Genomic DNA, 18228 nt, shown 5'->3' with positions numbered 1-18228 from the left:
GGATTCGTGACCCGTCAGGTCCAGGCGAGCAGCGCCGCCTCCGGATCGGCCAGGAAGTCCCCCACGTCGCGGAGGAACTTCGAGCCGAGCTCACCGTCGATGATCCGGTGGTCGAAGGAGAGGCCCAGGGTGGTGACCAGGCGGGGCTTGACCTTGCCCTTGTGCACCCACGGCATCTCCCGGACCGCGCCGAAGGCCAGGATCGCGGACTCGCCCGGGGGCAGGATCGGCGTACCGGTGTCGACGCCGAAGACCCCGACGTTGGTGATCGTCAGCGTGCCGCCGGACATGTCCGCCGGGGAGGTGCGGCCGGTCTTCGCCGTCTGCACCAGCTCGGTCATCGCGTCCGCCAGCTCGCGCAGCGAGAGCCGGCCGGCGTCCTTGATGTTCGGCACGATCAGGCCGCGCTCGGTGGCCGCCGCGATGCCCAGGTTGACGTAGTCCTTGACCACGATCTCGTCGCCGGCCCAGGTCGAGTTGACCATCGGGTGGCGCTTGACCGCCAGCAGCACCGCCTTGGCGACCAGCAGCAGCGGGGAGACGCGTACCTCACGCCACTCGCGCCGCCCGCGGAGCCGATCCAGGGCCTTCATCGCCCGGGTCACGTCGACGGTCAGGAACTCCGTCACGTGCGGGGCGGTGAACGCCGAGCGGACCATGTTCTCGGCGGTGAGCTTGCGTACCCCCTTGACCGGGATGCGCTGCTCGCGGTCCGCGCCGAAGCTCGCGGGCGCCGCGGCCAGCGTCGCGACCGTCAGCGGCTCGGCCGCCGCCGGCGCCGAGGCCGCCCGCTGTACGTCCTCCCTGGTGATCGAGCCCAGCGGACCCGAGCCGGTCAGCGCGGTCAGGTCGACGCCGAGGTCCCTGGCGAGCTTGCGGACCGGCGGCTTGGCCAGTACGAGCCCACCGGACCGGCCGTTCACCGCCGGCGCGGGCGACACCGGGGCGACCGGCGTGGCCTGTACCGGCACGGCCGGAGCGACCGGGGTGGCCTGTACCGGCACGGCCGGAGCGACCGGGGTGGCCTGTACCGGCACGGCCGGCGCGGCCGGTGCCGGGGTGCCGCCCTTGCGCGGGCGACGCTTGGCCGCCGTGGTCCGCGGGCCGTAGCCGACCAGCACGGCGGTACGCCCACCCGGGGCGGGACCGCCGATCAGGCCCGGCTCGACCGCGCCCTCCTCGGGCGCGACCTCGACGGCGGCCAGCGCGGCCGCCGACGGGGTGGGCCGGGAGGCCTCCTCGATCGGCCCGGCCCCCGGGTCGGTGTCGATCGCGATGATCGGGGTGCCGACCTCGACGGTGGTGCCCTCCGGGTGGAAGATTGCCTGCACCTGGCCGGCCCACTTCGCCGGGATCTCGACCGCCGCCTTGGCGGTCTCCACCTCGACGATCGGCTGGTTCAGCTCGATGACGTCACCGACCTTGACCAGCCAGGCGAGGATCTCGCCCTCGGTCAGGCCCTCGCCCAGGTCGGGGAGGTTGAACTCCTTGATCCGCGACATGCCGGTCACCAGCCGAAGGTGCGGTCGACGGCGTCGAGCACCCGGTCGAGGTCGGGCAGGTACTCCTCCTCGACCCGGGCGGCCGGGTAGGGGGTGTCGTAGCCGGTGACCCGGAGCACCGGGGACTCCAGGGAGTAGAAGCACTCCTCGGTGATCCGGGCCGCGATCTCGGAGCCGAGGCCCAGGTTGCCCGGGGCCTCGTGGACGACCACGCAGCGGCCGGTGCGCCGCACCGACTCGTACGCGGCGGACAGGTCCAGCGGGGAGAGCGTACGCAGGTCGATGACCTCCAGCTCCCGGCCGTCCTCGGCGGCGGCGGTGGCCGCGTCCAGGGCGGTCCGCACCATCGGGCCGTACGCCAGCACGGTGGCGTCGGCACCCGGCCGGGCGACCCGGGCGGTGTGCAGCGGGTGCGCCGCGGACAGCGGGGCGTCCAGCTCGACCGGGCCCTTCTCCCAGTAGCGCCGCTTGGGCTCCAGGAACACGATCGGGTCGTCCGAGGCGATGGCCTGCTGGATCATGGTGTACGCGTCCTGCGGGTTCGCGCAGGTCACCACCTTCAGGCCGGCGGTGTGCGCGAAGTACGCCTCGGGCGACTCCGAGTGGTGCTCGACCGCGCCGATGCCGCCGCCGTACGGAATCCGAATGACCATCGGGATCCGCACCTTGCCCTGCGAGCGGTAGTGCATCTTCGCCACCTGCGACACGATCTGGTCGTACGCCGGGTAGACGAAGCCGTCGAACTGGATCTCGCAGACCGGCCGGTAGCCCCGGATGGCCAGGCCGACCGCGGTGCCGATGATGCCGGACTCGGCGAGCGGGGTGTCGATCACCCGCTGTTCGCCGAAGTCCTTCTGGAGGCCGTCGGTGATCCGGAACACGCCGCCGAGCTTGCCGACGTCCTCGCCCATGATGACGACCTTCGGGTCGTTCTCCATGGCCTTGCGCAGACCGGTGTTGAGGGCCTTGCCGAGGGTAAGCGTCTCCGTGGCCATCAGTGCGCGCTCCCCTCGAACGATGCCAGGTACTTGTTGAACTGCTCCCGCTGCTCGTCGAGCTCGGGCGACCCGTTCGGGTAGACGTGGTCGAACATCGTCACCGGCGCGGGGTCGGGCATGGCGAGCACGCGCTCGCGCAGGTGCACCGACTCGGTGCGGGCCTGCTCGTCGACCTCGGCGAAGAAGTCCGTGTCGACGATCTGCTGCTTCTCCAGGAACGCCTTCATGCGGGCGATCGGGTCCTTGGCCTGCCAGGCCTCGACCTCGCTGGCGATCCGGTAGCGGGTGGGGTCGTCGGAGGTGGTGTGCGCACCCATCCGGTAGGTGTACGCCTCGATCATGCTCGGCCCCTGGCCGTGCCGGGCGTTGTCCAGCGCGTGCCGGGTCACCGCGTACGACGCGAGCACGTCGTTGCCGTCCACCCGGACGCCGGGGAAGCCGAAGCCGCCCGCCCGCTTGTACAGCGGGACCCGGGTCTGCCGCTCCAGCGGCTCCGAGATGGCGTACTGGTTGTTCTGGCAGAAGAAGACCAGCGGGGCGTTGAAGACGCTGGCCCAGACGAACGACTCGTTGACGTCGCCCTGGCTGGTGGCGCCGTCACCGAAGAAGGCGATCACCGCCTCGCCGTCGTCACCACCGGTCTTGCCGTCCATGGCGACACCCATGGCGTACCCGGCCGCGTGCAGGGTCTGCGCCCCGATGACGATCGTGTACATGTTGAACTTGAACTCGTTCGGGTCCCAGCCGCCCTGGTCGACGCCGCGGAACAGGCCGAGCGGCATGATCGGGTCGATGCCCCGGCAGTAGAGGACGCCGTGCTCCCGGTAGGTCGGGAAGGCCATGTCCTGGGCGCGCAGCGCCCGGCCGGCACCGACCTGCGCCGCCTCCTGGCCCAGCAGGCTGGCCCAGAGGCCCAGTTCGCCCTGGCGCTGCAGCGCCGTGGCCTCGGCGTCGAGCTTGCGGACCAGCACGAGGTCGCGGTAGAGCCCGCGGTACTCCTCGTCGGTGAAGTCGACGCGGTACTCGGTCCCGTCCGGGCCGAGCGCCGTCTCGATCCGCTCGCCCTCCGGCGTGAGCAGCTGTACGAGTTCCGGCTCGCCTGCTTCGGCGGCACGCTTGGAACGGGGTGCGGCCCGCCGGCCGCGGGTGGTGACCCCAGGGTCGCCCTTTGCCATCCGTCTCTCCCTGTCTGGTCTGCGCCGGCGCCGGGGGGTGACCCGTGCCGCGCACATCCTGCGCCGCCCGGCTCGAGCCGGGCTGGTTTCTGGCGGCCGCGCCTAGCCCCGGTGGGGGTTGCTGCGCGGCGTGAGCCGGGTTGTGGAGCAACCCGGCCCCGGAGCGCCGGCGCCCTTCCGCACCAGCCGCAGGATGTGCGGAGGTGGCGGCTGCACTGCCGTCGTGCCTGAATGATTGCAGAGGAGGTGAGGGGTCCCACAATATGGTCTCCATCCCCCGCGAACTTCGGCGTGGTTCACCGCGCATCGAGGGCTTTGTCGCGCTTGGGTCGCGGCCAGCCGACGGACAACTGGTGTGTCGACACGCTGTGGCGCCTGGTGAACTGAGGGTCACTGGGTCAAGCTGACTGGGTGTCCGACTAAGCGGTCTCCGTCCCGCTTCGCGGCAAATGCCAGGGCAGCCGTCGTCGACGTACGAGGAGCGTGTGCCGGTGTCCGAGCCAGCAGGAGGTCCCGGCGCGCCCTTCCTCCGTCGCCCCCATGCGGCATCCGGAAGCGACTACCGCCGGGTGATCGGCACCCACCGGGCACCCGCCTCGGGCGGCCCGAGCCGCGGTTACCTCCTCACGGTCGCGCTGCTCGCCGGCACCGCGTCCATGCCGATCCTGGCCGCGATCAGCGCCGGGTCGGCCACCATGGGCAACAGCGCCCCACCGGACGCCAGCACCCGGTTCATTCCGACCCCCTCGGTCGGCCCGGTGGTGCTGCCACTGCCCGACGGGACCCAGCCCCCCGCCCTGCCCAGCCGGACCCCCGCCACCACCGACCCGCCGGGGCCCGCGCTGGCACCGGCAGTCCCGGCGCTACCCGACGACTGGGACCTCGGTTCGCACCGACGGTCCCGGCCGGCGGTGTCGGCGCCCACCATCAACCCCGTACGCCCCACACCGCCCGCGTCGCCGAGCCCGCCCCGGCCCCCCACGCCGTCACCGCCGGCCACCGAACCGGCCACGCCGGACCCGTGGCCGAGCCCTCCGGTCGAGCCGACCAGCACGTTCTCCGAGCCGGCAACCGACCCCCCGGTCACCTCCCACCCGGAGCCCACCGCGACCGACTCCGCCGGCCCATCGCCGCCAGCCGGCGTGCCGACAGAGCCGCCCGCGTCGACCTGCAGCCCGACCGCCGGCCGGGAGCCGAGCGCCACCATGCCGGCCGCCGCGGCCCTTGGGTGAGGCGGGCTCAGGCCGGGTCGTCGGTGAGGCGGTGCCGGTTGGCCTCGATCCAGGCGTCCAGCGCGGCCGGGTCGTCCGGGTCGACGCCGTCAGCCATCAACTGGGCGACCGCCGCCGTAGCCGGGCTGCGCCGCTCGCCCGTGCTGTAGAGCCGGGCGAACTCGGGGACCATCTCCTCGATCGCCTCGTCCGTCCGGCGGGCGGCCGCCGCCGGCAGCCCCCGCTGGCGGGCCGCGTACGCCACCCAGCCGCGCAGCGCCCGGGGCAGCAGCGCGGCGTCGTCCATGTCGAGCACGGCCCGACGGTGCACCCAGTCGAGCAGGAACAACTCGGCGACCGTCGGGCTCCAGCGCATCGGGTCGGCGTCCGGGAAGCTCGCCGCGTGGTCGAGCAGCAGGCCAAGGCAGAAGTGCAGCGAGGCCAGTTCCGCGTCGGGCACGCTGTCCAGGCCGAACCGGGCCGCCTCCGGCGAACCGAGGAACGCCCGGACCAGCCGGGTCCGCTCCTCGTCCGTCGGCGGTGGGACGTCCCGGGCCCCGGCGGCGACGGCCCGGCCGGGCAGCACGGCCAGCCGCGCGCCGACCAACGCCCGGTCGGTGGCCAGTGAACCCTGGGCGGGCAGCTCACCGAGGTCGTCGGTGACCCCCAGGTGGCGGCTCACCTCCGCGTGCATCCGGGCCGGATTCTCGGCCCGGAACCAGGTGAACTCGTCCTCGGTGCAGATCTGGCGGGCCTGCTCGACGATCCGTTCGGCCGGCCCGCCGACGAAGACGTCCTTGGTGATGCCGATGTTGTGGTCGACCAGGGCCACCACGGCGTGCTCCGGCCCACCCTCGGCGTCGTCGTAGGCGAAGGTAGCCAGGTAGGAGGTCTGGTCGCCGTAGACGTCCCCGTACGCCCAGGCGCCGGTGAGGTGCACCCGCCCGAGCTGCCCGGCCCAGGCCGGGGCGTACGCGCCGGGGCGGACCCGGGCGGCGCCCTCGGCGTCCGGGACCAGCGCGGCGAAGACGGCGCGGATGGTGGTCGCGGCGGCGCTACGTCGGCGGGACGTGGCGGCGAGGAACCCGGCCACGAACTCGCGGACGGCGTTCTCCCGGTCGGTCTCCGCGACGGCGTAGACGCTGCCCAACAGCGCGGCGCCGAGCATCTCCGCGTCGAGGGCGGAGTCGAGCCTCGTCACGTCGCGAGCGGCGTGCAGCACCGCCTCGTACGGGGTCTGTGGCGTGGCCATGCCCCGACCCTACGCCGCTCGATCCGCCCCGGCACCGGTCGGCACCCCCGGCTCAGCGCGCGGCGTCCCGCAGCGCCTCCCGGGCCTCGGCGTAGCGGGCCAGCACCGCCCAGACCGGATCCAGCACGTACGTATCGCCGACGCTGCCCACCGAGGCCGTCAGCCGGCGTTCGGCCCGCTGCCCGGCGCGCCGGGCAGCCCAGCGGGTCACCGGCCGGGTCAGCGCCGCGACCAGCAGCCCGGCGAGCAGGCCGCCGAGGAGCAGCACGGTCGGCCAGGGCACCTCGCCGAGCCGCGGATTCTCCAGCGCCGGCAGACCGAGCGCGCGCAGCACGTAGCCGAGCACCAGCCAGCCCAGCCCGGCCGCCGCGGCGACCGTGACCAGCCACTGGAGGACGCCGACCACCCGCCACCACGCCGGCCGCCGCGTCATGCCCAGGTCAGTGGTGGCCACCGCGTGGTCCAGCGCGTCCGGCAGGTCGGCCAGCCGGGACCGGGCCGCGGCGGCCACCGCGACCGGCCAGGGCGCCGGCAGGTCGGCGGCGCAGCGGTCGGCCACCGTGCGGATGGCCAGGTTGAGCGCCGAACGCTGCGCGGCGGTGGGATCGGGTACGGAGGTCGCCGCGACCAGGCTCTCCGCCGACGCGTCGGCGCCCCCACCGGGCAGGTGCAGCCGGCGCAGCGGATCCGGTCGGAGTTTCCGCCAGCCCCGGACCACCGGCCAGCCGGTCGTCCCGCCGGCCCGGTGCCGGTACGCGGCCTCGACCGCCTCGACCACAGCCGGCACCCCGGCCGCCCCGGCCAGGGCCGTGGTGAGTTCCCGTGCCGACGCGTCATCCGGCCCGGTGCCGGCGGCCTCCGGCCCGACCAGGGGCGTCAGCCCGGCCACCACGGCGTCCACGTCGCCGGCCAGCCGGCGCACGGCGGCCTGCCGCTCGGTGACCGTACGCTCCAGCTCGGCGCGGAGCCCGTCCAGCCCGGCCGGGTCCACCGCGACGGTGGGCAGCAGCGGCACCCCCGCCAACCCGTCGGCGTCGAGCAGCCGGCGCAGGTCGCCGAGGACCCGGGGCAGCTCGGCCGGGGGCAGCCGGTCGGCCTGGTTGAGCACGACCACCGTCACGTCCTGGTGCCGGTGGAACTCGCGTAGGTAATTGGTGTGGATCACGCGGTCGGCGTACTTCTGCGGGTCGACCACCCAGACGACCAGGTCGACCAGGCCGAGCAGCCGGTCCACCTCCAACCGGTGACCGCGCTGCACCGAGTCGAAGTCGGGCAGGTCCAGCAGGACCAGGCCGTGCAGCGTCGACTCGTCGTCGCCGTCGAGCGCGCTCTCCCGGACGAACCGGTGCCGGGGCAGCACCCCGATCCAGTCGAGCAGCCGGGACGCGCCGTCCAGCGGCCCCCACACGCAGGCGTACGCCACGCCGGTCGTCGGCCGGCGTACGCCGACCGGCGAGAGGTCCAGCCGGGCCAGGGCGTTGAACAGGCTCGACTTGCCACTGCCGGTCGCCCCGGCCAGCGCCACGACGGTGTGGTGCCCGGAGAGCGCGAGCCGGGTGCCGGCCCGCTCGACCACGGTGTGCGCGGTGACCAGGTGGGCGTCGGGCACCTGGCCGTCCACCGCCGCGAGGAAGCGCCGGACCGCCTGCAGGCGCGCGACCAGGGCGTCCGCGTCGCTCACCGCGGCCCTCCTGAAGGAAAGAGCCCCCTGTGGCGCGGTCATCGGCAGCCACCCTGGTCGGGGGCCGGCAGCACCGGGCCGTCCGTGCGGGCCAGGCCGCAGCGGTGCCGGGCCGTCTCCACCTCGGTGGCCGCCCGGCGCAGGTCGGCGCCGGTGTCGGCGGCCGGGCGGGCGGCCCCGGTGCGGGCGAGGAACCGTTCGGCCTCCTCCGTCAGCAGCCTGCCGATCCGGTCGAGCAGATCCCCCCGGGCCTTGTTGGCGAGGCTCCGGACCGCCTGGTCCCCGAAGATCGCCTGGAGAACCGCCTGCCCGGCGACCGCGGTGCCGGCGCCGGTGGCGACCTCCAGCCCGGTCGGGATCAAGGCGGTGGACGCGAAGACCGCGATCATGACCGCCAGCCCGGTGGCGTTGACCGCGTACGCGGCCGTGCGGGCCGCGAAGCGGCGGCCACCGCCCTCGGTGCGGACCAGTTCCAGTACGCCCCGCTGCCAGTCGCGGACCAGCCGCTCGGCGCGTGCGGGCAGGTCGTCCGAGGCGTGGGCGAGCTCCGGTTCGAGCAGCTCCGCGCCGGCCGGGTGCGCCTTCCACCCGGTGTACGCGTGCTCCGCCGCCTCGGCGGCCACCGCGCGTAGCAGCGTCACGAGCTGGGACTCGATCGCCGTACGCAGCTCCGCGGCGGGAGCCGGACGCCCGGTGACCTTGGCGACCAGCCGGTCGCGCAGCCGGCCGACCCGCGCCTCCAGAGTGCGGAAGAGCTCGCCGGTGCCGACGAACTCCTGCCAGCGGGCCAGCACCTCGCCGCGGAGCAGCCGGCCGTCCGTGAGCCCCTGGTCGACGGTCCGCTCCGCCGCCCGGTATGCCGCCCCTACCCGCTCGTCCAGCCCGTCGGCGGCGGCCAGCTGCTCGTTGGCGGCCTCGGCCAGCCCCTCCACCGCCGGATGCAGGGCGGCCAGTGCGCCGTCGAGGGTCTGTCGGACCACGGCGGACCGGGCCTCGGCATCCGCGGCGAGCCGGGCGAACCAGGCGCTCAGCGGGGCGGTGACCCGGTCGGGCAGCAGCCCCTGCCCGTCGACCCGGGTCTCTGGCAGCACGAACAGCGGCGCGGCGGCCAGGTCCTGGGCGGCCAGCATCTCGGACAGGTGGGCGGCGATCTCGTCGGCCGCCTCCGGGGGCACCCGGTCCAGGACCATGGCGATCACGGTGCCGCGGGCCCGGGCGCCGTGCAGCAGCTCCCAGGGGACCGCGTCGGCGTAGCGGGCGGCCGTGGTGACGAAGAGCCAGAGGTCGGCGGCGGCCAGCAGTTGCCCGGCGAGCGCCCGGTTGGCATCGACCACCGAGTCGATGTCGGGCGCGTCGAGGAAGGCCAGCCCGGCCGGTAGCGCGGGGGCGGTGACCAGGTGCAGGGCACCCGGGTCCTCGCTCGGCTCGTTCGTCCGGGTCAGGCCGGGCAGTAAATCGCCCTGGCGGAACCAGGCGGCGTCGGCCGGGTTGCAGACCAGCACCGGCGAGCGGGTGGTGGGGCGTAGCACCCCGGCGGCGCTGACTCGCGCTTGGACCAGGCTGTTGACCAGCGTGGACTTGCCCGCGCCGGTCGATCCGCCGACCACCACGAGCAGCGGGGCGTCGAGGCGGGCGAGCCGGGGCAGCAGGTAGTCGTCGAGCTGGTGGGTGAGGCCGGCGGCGGCGCGCCGGGCCGGCTCGGCCGAGGGCAGGGCCAGTGGGAACCGGGCCGCCCCGATCGCGGCCCGCAGGCCGTCGAGCGCGGCGGGCAGGCCCTCCGCGTTGCCGGCGAGCGGGTTGTCGCCTCCGGCGTCGGGTCCGGTGCGGGCTGCGACGGCGGGCGCGCCGAAATGGGTGGCGGAATCGCCATGCGTCGTCACGGCTAAAGCCTGCCCGACCGACGCAAGCAAAGACAACCACACGGTAATTGCGCGTCAGGTTGCGTCGGGTCGACTCAACTATGACTTGCGGTTTGGCGTGGGCATGGCACTATTGAGTCAAGTTCACTCAACTTGTGGTGCGGTCGCTGCGGGCGACCCGCCGGGCAGGCCCGTTGACCTGCTCACCCGTTACGAAGCGAGGAAGCGAATATGGCACGTGCGGTCGGCATCGACCTCGGCACGACGAACTCCTGCGTCAGCGTTCTCGAGGGCGGTGAGCCCACCGTCATCGCCAACGCCGAGGGCTCGCGGACGACTCCCTCGATCGTCGCGTTCGCCCGCAACGGCGAGGTGCTCGTCGGTGAGGTCGCCAAGCGCCAGGCGGTGACGAACCCGGACCGGACCATCCGCTCGGTCAAGCGGGAGGTCGGCAGCAACTGGACCGTCGACATCGACGGCAAGAAGTACACCCCGCAGGAGATCTCGGCTCGCACGCTGATGAAGCTCAAGCGGGACGCCGAGGCGTACCTGGGCGAGCAGATCACCGACGCGGTGATCACCGTCCCCGCCTACTTCAACGACAGCCAGCGCCAGGCCACCAAGGAGGCCGGTGAGATCGCCGGCTTCAACGTGCTGCGGATCGTCAACGAGCCGACCGCGGCCGCCCTGGCGTACGGCCTCGACAAGGGCTCCAAGGAGCAGACCGTCCTGGTCTTCGACCTGGGTGGCGGCACGTTCGACGTGTCCCTGCTCGAGCTGGCCGAGGGCGTCATCGAGGTCAAGTCCACCAGCGGTGACAACCACCTCGGCGGTGACGACTGGGACCAGCGGGTCATCGACCACCTGGTGAAGACCTTCCGCGGCGAGCACGGCATCGACCTGTCGCAGGACAAGATGGCCATGCAGCGGCTCAAGGAGGCGGCCGAGAAGGCCAAGATCGAGCTGTCCGCCGCCGCCACCACCAACATCAACCTGCCGTACATCACCGCCGGCTCGGCGGGTCCGCTGCACCTCGACGTCAACCTGACCCGCGCCGAGTTCCAGCGGATGACGCAGGACCTGCTGGACCGCTGCAAGGTCCCGTTCGAGCAGGCCGTGAAGGACGCCGGGATCAAGATCTCGGACGTCGAGCACGTCATTCTGGTCGGTGGCTCGACCCGGATGCCGGCCGTGACCGACCTGGTCAAGCAGCTCATCGGCAAGGAGCCCAACAAGGGCGTGAACCCGGACGAGGTCGTGGCCGTCGGTGCCGCCCTCCAGGCCGGTGTGCTCAAGGGCGAGGTCAAGGACGTCCTGCTGCTCGACGTGACCCCGCTGAGCCTGGGCATCGAGACCAAGGGCGGCATCTTCACCAAGCTCATCGAGCGCAACACCACCATCCCGACCAAGCGTTCCGAGGTCTTCACCACGGCCGACGACAACCAGCCGTCGGTGCTGATCCAGGTGTTCCAGGGCGAGCGGGAGATCGCGGCCTACAACAAGAAGCTCGGCACCTTCGAGCTGACCGGCCTCCCGCCGGCGCCGCGCGGCGTGCCGCAGATCGAGGTCACGTTCGACATCGACGCCAACGGCATCGTCAACGTGCACGCCAAGGACCTGGGCACCGGCAAGGAACAGAAGATGACGATCACCGGCGGCTCGTCGTTGCCGAAGGACGACATCGAGCGGATGCGCCGGGACGCCGAGGAGCACGCCGAGGAGGACAAGCGCCGCCGCGACGAGGCGGAGACCCGCAACGTGGCCGAGGCACTCCAGTGGCAGACCGAGAAGTTCCTCGCCGAGAGCGGCGACAAGCTGCCCAGCGAGAACCGCGACCAGCTCAACGAGGCCCTCGGCGAGCTGCGCAGCGCGCTCGGCGGCCAGGACATCGACAAGATCAAGGCCGCGCACGAGAAGCTGGCGCAGGTCTCCCAGCAGGCCGGCTCGCTCCTCTACTCGCAGCAGCAGGGCGAGCAGGCCGAGCCGGGCGCGGCCGGGCCGGGCACGGGTGCGACCGGTGGCAAGCCGGCCGGCGGCGCCGACGACGTGGTCGACGCGGAGATCGTGGACGAGGACAAGAAGTGACTGAGAAGCCACGAGCAGCCGACCCGGGTGCCACCGGGTCGGCGCCGGGTGGGTCCGCCGGCGCCGAGCAGGGCGCCGCCGAGGAGCCGCGGGTCGTCATCCGTGACAAACGCAAGATCGGCAAGACCGGCGACCGGACCGCGGCCGCCGCCGCGGCGGCCGACGCCGCAGCCGACGCGCCGGCCGAGGGGCTGGTCGAGGAGACCGAGGTCGTGGTCGACGAGATCGAGGCCGAGGCCCCGGTCTCCGGCCCACCCGTGGTCGACGCGCCGGCCGAGCCGACCGAGGAGTCGGCCCAGCCGGAGGCACCGCTCGGCGCCGAGCTGGAGGCGGTCCGGTCCGAGCTCGACGAGCGGACCCGGGACCTGCAGCGGGTGACGGCCGAATACGCCAACTACCGCAAGCGGGTCGAGCGGGACCGCGTCCTGGTCCAGGAGCAGGCGACCGGCGCGGTGCTCACCGCGCTGCTGCCGATCCTCGACGACCTCGACCGGGCCCGCGAGCACGGCGACCTGGTGGGCGGGTTCGGCTCGGTGGCCGAGCAGCTCATCACCACGCTGGGCAAGCTTGGCCTGAATGCGTTCGGCGAGCAGGGCGACCCGTTCGACCCGACCCGGCACGAGGCGGTGGCCCACCAGACCTCCGCCGACGTCACCGAACCGACCTGCGTGCAGGTCATGCGCCGGGGTTACCAGCTCGGCGATCGGCTGCTGCGGCCGGCCATGGTCGCGGTCGCCGACCCGGAGTAGTGCCGACCCGTGACGTCCCGCCCGCCCGCACCGGGCGGGCGGGACGACCGGGGTGCGTCCCGTGGAAGGGGGTGGACCGGTGAGTTCCAAGGACTGGATCGAGAAGGACTACTACGCCGCGCTGGGCGTGGAGAAGTCCGCCTCCTCGGACGAGATCAAGAAGTCGTACCGGAAGCTGGCCCGGGAGTCGCACCCGGACCACAACCCCGACGACCCGAAGGCCGAGGAGCGGTTCAAGACCGTCTCCGAGGCGTACGCCGTGCTCGGCGACGAGAAGAAGCGCCGCGAGTACGACGAGATGCGGTCGTTGTTCGGCTCGGGCGCGTTCCGCCGCAACGCTCGCGGTGGGGGGCAACCGGGCGGCGCGCCGTTCGACGTCTCCGACCTGTTCGGTGGGGCGGCCGGCGGCGATGCCCGCTTCGGCGGCGGGGGGCTGGGCGACCTGTTCAGCTCGATCTTCACCGGCGGTGGCACCGGCGGGGCGACCCGCCCCCGCGGCCCGGCCCGCGGCCGGGACGTCGAGGCCGAGGTGGCGCTCGACTTCTCCGACGCCGTACGCGGGGTGACCCTACCGCTGACGCTGCGCGCGCCCGGCGTCTGCGACACCTGCCACGGCAGCGGAGCCAAGCCCGGCACCCAGCCGGTGGCCTGCTCGGTCTGCCACGGCGCCGGGGTGACCACCCGCAACCAGGGGTCGTTCAGCTTCTCCGAGCCGTGCCGCAACTGCCAGGGCGTCGGCACGGTCGTCGAGGAGAAGTGCCCGGAGTGCCACGGCAGCGGCGGGGTCACCAAGACCCGCACCCTGAACGTCCGCTTCCCCGCCGGGGTGGCCGACGGCCAGCGCATCCGGCTGGCCGGCCGGGGTGAGCCCGGTGAGCGGGGCGGGCCGGCGGGTGACCTGTTCGTGCACGTGAAGGTCCGCCCGGACGAACTGTTCGGGCGCACCGGGGACGACCTGACCCTGACCGTGCCGATCACTTTCGCGGAGGCGGTGCTCGGCACCGACCTGCGGGTGCCGACCCTGGACGGCACGGTGACCCTCCGGGTGCCACCGGGCACGCCGAGCGGTCGGGTGCTGCGGGCCCGGGGCAAGGGCGTCGTACGCAAGGACGGTCGCGTCGGTGACCTGCTGGTCACCCTCGACGTGGTGGTCCCGGCGAAGCTGTCGGACGAGGCCCGGGTGGCGCTGGAGGCGTTCGCGGAGCAGACCCCGCCCGCCGCGCGGGAACATCTCGACGCACGGGTGCGTCGATTCAGTTGACCCGGTGAAATGGCAGCGGAGGTGAGCGGGGATGTCGGACGAGTTCGTCGGCTCGGGTGACCCGGCCTACGAGGCCAAGGTCCTGATGATCTCGGTGGCGGCGCGGATGGCGGGAATGCACCCGCAGACGCTCCGTCAGTACGACCGGCTCGGCCTGGTGCAGGCGGGCCGGGCGGCCGGGGGTGGCCGCCGGTACAGCGTCCGGGACGTGGTGCTGCTCCGCGAGGTGCAGCGACTCAGCCAGGACGACGGGATCAACCTGGCCGGGGTCAAGCGAATCATCGGCCTGGAACGGCTGCTGGAGGAGGCCCAGCAGCGGGTGGCCCGGCTGGAGGCGGAACTGGATGCCGCCTATCGCCGGATCGCCGAGTTGGAGTCGCTCGGCCGCTTCTCCCGCGGCGACCTCGTACCCACCAACCGCACCTCGACGGCGCTGGTCGTCTGGCGACCCCGCCGCACCGAACGCTGATCCCGTCTCCGCCGCCACTGACATGGGCCGGCGCGTGCCCTCGTGGGCCGCGCCGGCCTGCCCTCCTCCCGCGCCACTCATGGCGGCCTTGCGCTGCGACGGTTCGAGGAATTTCGGGCGCGAGCCGGGCCTGATTCGCTAACCTCTGAATCAGGTCCGACCAGCTCAATCCGGACGCCAACCTGGCAGGGGGAGCCATGGCGGAATCGGCAGAGAAGGTGGCGAAACAGGCGGAGGATCGGCTGAACAAGGTGGCCGAGAGCGTCCGCGAGCGGTTCACCCGGATCATTGAGACTCGGTTCACCGACAGGATCAAGGATGGTCTCTTCCTCGACCAGGTGGACCATGGCATCGACCGGGCCAGAGCCGACGAACGGCGCCGAAAGCAGGGCGGATCGCCGCAGTGACGATCCGTCGACGAACGGGCCGGGATCCACGGGGGATCCCGGCCCGTTCTCGTCGAGGGACGTGCGAGCCGGGGCGCGGCGAGCCTAGAGTCGTCGGTTTTCTCGGACGAGGCCGCCCTCGCACCAGTCGGGGTAGGTGAAGAGGTCCGGCCGGGCGACCAGCACCCGGCTGTTGTGCGCCCAGTTGCGCATCAGCTCGTCGCCGGCCCGTTCGGCCTGCTCGACCAGCTTCCTGAAGCGGCGCTTCGGGTGGGCGCGGAACTTCGTCCGGATGCCGTCGGCGGCGTAGATGTAGAGGCAGTGCAGGGCGAACCGGCGGGCCGGACAGGCCGGATCCATGGCCAGCTCGAAGAGCGTCCCCACCAGGTGGTCACCGGACACCAGCAGGTCCCAGTCCGGGGGCATGGAGGTCAGCGGTACCGAGTTCGGCTGGTAGGCCCACGTTCGCAGCTCCGCCGGCGACGGATCGACCGGGTTGGCGAAGCCGCGGAACGTCTCCTCCTGCACGCTCACCGGCCAACCTTTCGTTTCCGCTGGCGGGGGCACCGGCCACCCGTGGATCCTGGGCTGCTGGGGCGACACCGTAACGCGGTTCCGCGCGCCGGCGGTAGCCCTTCCCGGAACCAATTCGGCAACCGTTGGCCGGGCCGGGGCGACCGTTAGGCCGACCCGGCCCGGGCAGACTCAATCGGAGGCCGGCACCGGTGCGGGTGGCCGGGCGGCGGCACGCCGGCGCAACCAGCGCTTGAACCAGGCCATGTCGGGCAAACGGGCCAGGATCGGCCCGGCTACCACGGTGATCAACACGTACGCGGTGGCGAGCCCTGCCAGCTTGGGTTCCACCGGCTGCGCGGCCGCGACGGCGAGCCCCGCGATGACGATGGAGAACTCGCCGCGCGGGGTGAGCGCGAAACCGGCCCGCCATCGACCAGGCTCGGCGATCCCGGCCCGCCGGGCAGCCAGGTAACCGGTGAGCAGCTTCGTGCCCATGGTCACCACGGCCAGCGCCAGCGCCGGCAGCAGCACCGGGGGCATGTCCTTCGGGTTGGTGACCAGCCCGAAGAACAGGAAGAAGACCGCGGCAAAGAGATCCCGCAGCGGCGACAACAGTTCGGTGGCGTGGTGCGCCACCGGCCCGGAGAGGGCGATGCCGACCAGGAATGCCCCGACCGCCGCGGAGACCTGAAGCCTGGCCGCGACGCCGGCGACCAGCAGGGTCAGGCCGAGCACCCCGAGCAGCAGCGCCTCTGGGTCCTTCGCGGAGAACGCCGCGGAAATCAGATTCCCGTACCGGATGGCGACGAACAGCACGGCGACCACGGTGAACACCGCGACGCCGAGCGCCATGCCGCCCTTGATCACGCCGATCCCGGCGAGCAGCGCGGTGAGCAGCGGCAGGTAGAGGGCCATCGCCAGGTCCTCGATCACCAGGACGGAGAGGATCACCGGGGTCTCCCGGTTACCGACCCGGCCAAGGTCGGCGAGGACCTTGGCAATCACCCCGGACGAGGAGACCCAGGTGACGCCGGCGAGCACCACGGCGGCCAGCCAGCCCCAGCCGAGCAGCAGCGCGAAGGCGAAGCCGGGCAGCGCGTTGAGCAGCGCGTCGATCAGGCCGGCCGGGGCTGCCGAACGGAGGTTGCCCACCAGTTCGCCGGCGCTGTATTCCAGGCCGAGCATGACCAGCAGCAGGATCACGCCGATCTCTGCGCCGATGGCGAAGAATTCTTCACTGGCGTTGAGCGGCAGTATGCCGCCGGTGCCGAAGGCGACGCCGGCGAGCAGATAGAGGGGGATGGGCGAGACGCCGAAGCGGCGGCTGAGCCGGCCGAGCAGGCCGAGCAGGAACAGCAGCGCGCCGACCTCGATAAGTAAAGTCGTGGTTTCGTGCATCCGCGCCTCAGCCGTCCGGGTCCGCTTCGGCAAGGATCGCGGTCACCCCGTCGAGGCCCTGCCGGGTACCGACCACGACCACCACGTCACCGGCGTCGAAGCGGAAGGTGGGCTCCGGCGAGACGATCACCTCGCCGTGGCGCAGCACGGCGACGATCGAAGCGCCGGTGCGGGTACGCGCCTGCGTGTCGCCCAGTTGCCGGTTGACGTACTTGGTGCCGGCGGGGATGGCGATCTGCTCGGTGAGCAGCCCGGCGGCCTGCTCGCGCAGCCCGGAGAGCTGGCTGAGCATCAGGGACGCACCGAGGATGTCGGCGAGCGCCTCCGCCTCGTCGTCGGTCAGCGGAATATCCGCCTGGCAGGAGTCCGGATCGTCCGGATCGTAGAGGACGAGGTCACGACGGCCGTTGCGGTGGGAGACCACGCCGACCCGGCGGCCGGATTCCGTCACCAGATCGTGACGTACACCGATTCCCGGGAGGGCAATCTGTTCAACACGTACTCGCACGCGGGCGAGGCTACCCTGCATTGGCGGTGTGATGAAACAGCGAGTGGCCTGCATGGCGACACTATTCCTGGCATTGGCGGCGCTGGGGGCCTGTTCGATCGGAGACGTCCGGCGTCCGCCGCCGAACCGGGCGTCCGCGTCGCCCGCGCCGATCGCCACCGCGCCGGCCGGGTCGCCGGTCGCCGACGTGCACGAGGTACGCCTCGTCCGGGTCGCCGTGCCGGACCGGTACGACCCGCCGTTCATCGAGTTCGTCGACGCCGAGCAGGCGTACGCCCTCTTCGCCCGCTGCGACGGCCAGCCACCCGGCCGGGACTGCCCGGCGCTGCTCTTCGCCACCGGCGATGGTGGCCGGTCCTGGCAGGCGTTGCCGCACCCTCAGCCGGTCGCCGAGAACCAGCAGCTCTACGCCCTGCCGGGGCTGTTGGTGCTCCTATCGGAGTCGTACGGCTGGTACACGTCGACCGATCGCGGCGTCACCTTCACCCACCACCCGGGGGCCGAGCCGCCGCCCGCGCTGGGCGGCGCCAACGGTCGGTTCCAGGTGACCGAGAAGAGCGGCAAGGTGGCCCGCTGGGACGGTCGCCGGCTGCGCCCGTTGGCCGTCCAGCCCGGACTGCCGATGATCAATTCGGTGCGCGAGACCGAGGGCATGCTGGTGGCGGCCGGTGTGGCCGACGGGCGACCGTACGCGGCAATCTCAACGGACCAGGGACGGAGCTGGCAGCGGACGGCGGTGCCGGCTCCCGACGGCGAGTTGAGCATCCTGTGGGTGAGGGCCGCCCCCGACGGCGAGATCTGGCTGATCGGGGATCAGCCGGAACGGCTGACCTTCCCGGTGCTCTGGATTTATCGGGGCAACTGGCAGCTGGTGCAGGCCGCCGGCCACCCCGAAAAGATGTCCTCGGTGGCGCCGGTGGGTGCCGGGCGGGTGGCGGTGACCGGGCCGGACGGCGTGGGTGTGGTGGCAAACGGCCGGTATGAGCGGGTCAGCTGGCCGATCGGCCCCGAGCACTACCTTCACCTGCTCGACGACGGCACGCTCGTGGCCAGTGCCTCGGGCGAGGTCATCCTCGCGGTCGGCCCGGTGGGCGCCCGCCAGTGGATCAGTGTGGCCCTGGTCGGCGACTGACGGCCGGCCCTGCCGTGGTTCGGCGTGCTGTCGCGTGCTGTGCTCC

16 protein-coding genes are annotated in these 18228 nt (G+C 72.8%); 7 read left to right on the top strand and 9 right to left on the bottom strand.

From position 1 onward, the window contains the following. Positions 1–14: 14 nt before the first annotated feature. The 3 genes from AB0C02_RS02955 to pdhA are packed head-to-tail and all read right to left on the bottom strand — an operon-like array spanning position 15 to position 3675. Positions 15–1502, bottom strand: a complete 1488-nt coding sequence (locus AB0C02_RS02955) for a dihydrolipoamide acetyltransferase family protein (protein ID WP_357541008.1) — start codon at positions 1500–1502, stop codon at positions 15–17. A gap of 5 nt (positions 1503–1507) precedes the next feature. Then, a complete protein-coding gene (locus AB0C02_RS02950; protein ID WP_357540454.1) occupies positions 1508–2497 on the bottom strand; it encodes an alpha-ketoacid dehydrogenase subunit beta in 990 nt (329 codons plus the stop codon). Then, positions 2497–3675 (bottom strand): pyruvate dehydrogenase (acetyl-transferring) E1 component subunit alpha, encoded by a 1179-nt coding sequence (gene pdhA / locus AB0C02_RS02945; protein ID WP_357540452.1) that lies wholly within the window; start codon positions 3673–3675, stop codon positions 2497–2499. The genes AB0C02_RS02950 and pdhA overlap by 1 nt, the downstream gene beginning before the upstream one ends. A 569-nt stretch (positions 3676–4244) precedes the next feature. On the opposite strand from pdhA, the gene AB0C02_RS02940 reads away from it, so the two are divergent. Next, positions 4245–4907 carry a hypothetical protein gene (locus AB0C02_RS02940; RefSeq protein ID WP_357540450.1) on the top strand — a complete coding sequence of 221 codons (663 nt, stop codon included), beginning with the start codon at positions 4245–4247 and terminating at the stop codon, positions 4905–4907. Positions 4908–4914: 7 nt separating this feature from the next. Here the strand turns inward: AB0C02_RS02940 and AB0C02_RS02935 are convergent, their stop codons facing one another. The 3 genes from AB0C02_RS02935 to AB0C02_RS02925 are packed head-to-tail and all read right to left on the bottom strand — an operon-like array spanning position 4915 to position 9699. Further along, positions 4915–6138: a hypothetical protein gene (locus AB0C02_RS02935; protein WP_357540449.1), complete on the bottom strand. Its 1224-nt coding sequence runs from the start codon at positions 6136–6138 to the stop codon at positions 4915–4917. Between the two features lie 52 nt (positions 6139–6190). After that, positions 6191–7819 carry a GTPase gene (locus AB0C02_RS02930; protein WP_357540447.1) on the bottom strand — a complete coding sequence of 543 codons (1629 nt, stop codon included), beginning with the start codon at positions 7817–7819 and terminating at the stop codon, positions 6191–6193. Between the two features lie 38 nt (positions 7820–7857). Next, the gene (locus AB0C02_RS02925) at positions 7858–9699 is read right to left on the bottom strand and encodes a GTPase domain-containing protein (RefSeq protein ID WP_357540445.1); all 1842 of its coding nucleotides are present in this window, start codon (positions 9697–9699) and stop codon (positions 7858–7860) included. Positions 9700–9909: 210 nt separating this feature from the next. On the opposite strand from AB0C02_RS02925, the gene dnaK reads away from it, so the two are divergent. The 5 genes from dnaK (at position 9910) to AB0C02_RS02900 (ending at position 14649) form a co-directional block, all read left to right on the top strand. Next, positions 9910–11763 carry a molecular chaperone DnaK gene (gene dnaK / locus AB0C02_RS02920; protein ID WP_357540443.1) on the top strand — a complete coding sequence of 618 codons (1854 nt, stop codon included), beginning with the start codon at positions 9910–9912 and terminating at the stop codon, positions 11761–11763. After that, on the top strand, positions 11760–12512 hold the full coding sequence (gene grpE, locus AB0C02_RS02915) for a nucleotide exchange factor GrpE (RefSeq protein ID WP_357540441.1): 753 nt from the start codon (positions 11760–11762) through the stop codon (positions 12510–12512). The genes dnaK and grpE overlap by 4 nt, the downstream gene beginning before the upstream one ends. 79 nt (positions 12513–12591) lie before the next feature. Continuing rightward, entirely contained in the window at positions 12592–13773 is a 1182-nt protein-coding gene (gene dnaJ / locus AB0C02_RS02910; RefSeq protein WP_357540439.1) for a molecular chaperone DnaJ, read from the top strand. Positions 13774–13804: 31 nt separating this feature from the next. Continuing rightward, positions 13805–14242, top strand: a complete 438-nt coding sequence (locus tag AB0C02_RS02905) for a MerR family transcriptional regulator (protein WP_357540437.1) — start codon at positions 13805–13807, stop codon at positions 14240–14242. A 197-nt stretch (positions 14243–14439) separates the two neighbouring features. Next, the gene (locus tag AB0C02_RS02900) at positions 14440–14649 is read left to right on the top strand and encodes a hypothetical protein (RefSeq protein WP_357540435.1); all 210 of its coding nucleotides are present in this window, start codon (positions 14440–14442) and stop codon (positions 14647–14649) included. An 84-nt stretch (positions 14650–14733) separates the two neighbouring features. On the opposite strand, the gene AB0C02_RS02895 is transcribed toward AB0C02_RS02900, so the two are convergent. The 3 genes from AB0C02_RS02895 to AB0C02_RS02885 form a co-directional block, all read right to left on the bottom strand. Then, positions 14734–15162, bottom strand: coding sequence for a hypothetical protein (locus tag AB0C02_RS02895; RefSeq protein ID WP_357540433.1), 429 nt, complete (start codon positions 15160–15162; stop codon positions 14734–14736). A gap of 171 nt (positions 15163–15333) precedes the next feature. Then, a complete protein-coding gene (locus AB0C02_RS02890; protein WP_357540431.1) occupies positions 15334–16542 on the bottom strand; it encodes a cation:proton antiporter in 1209 nt (402 codons plus the stop codon). Positions 16543–16549: 7 nt separating this feature from the next. After that, positions 16550–17050 carry a cation:proton antiporter regulatory subunit gene (locus tag AB0C02_RS02885; protein WP_357540429.1) on the bottom strand — a complete coding sequence of 167 codons (501 nt, stop codon included), beginning with the start codon at positions 17048–17050 and terminating at the stop codon, positions 16550–16552. A 52-nt stretch (positions 17051–17102) separates the two neighbouring features. On the opposite strand from AB0C02_RS02885, the gene AB0C02_RS02880 reads away from it, so the two are divergent. Further along, on the top strand, positions 17103–18182 hold the full coding sequence (locus AB0C02_RS02880; protein WP_357540427.1) for a hypothetical protein: 1080 nt from the start codon (positions 17103–17105) through the stop codon (positions 18180–18182). Positions 18183–18228: the final 46 nt, after the last annotated feature.

The organism is Micromonospora sp. NPDC048999, from assembly GCF_040649295.1.
Taxonomy (GTDB): Bacteria; Actinomycetota; Actinomycetes; order Mycobacteriales; family Micromonosporaceae; genus Micromonospora.
Note: the sequence above shows the minus strand (reverse complement) of the source record. Positions and strands in the feature narration are given on the sequence as shown.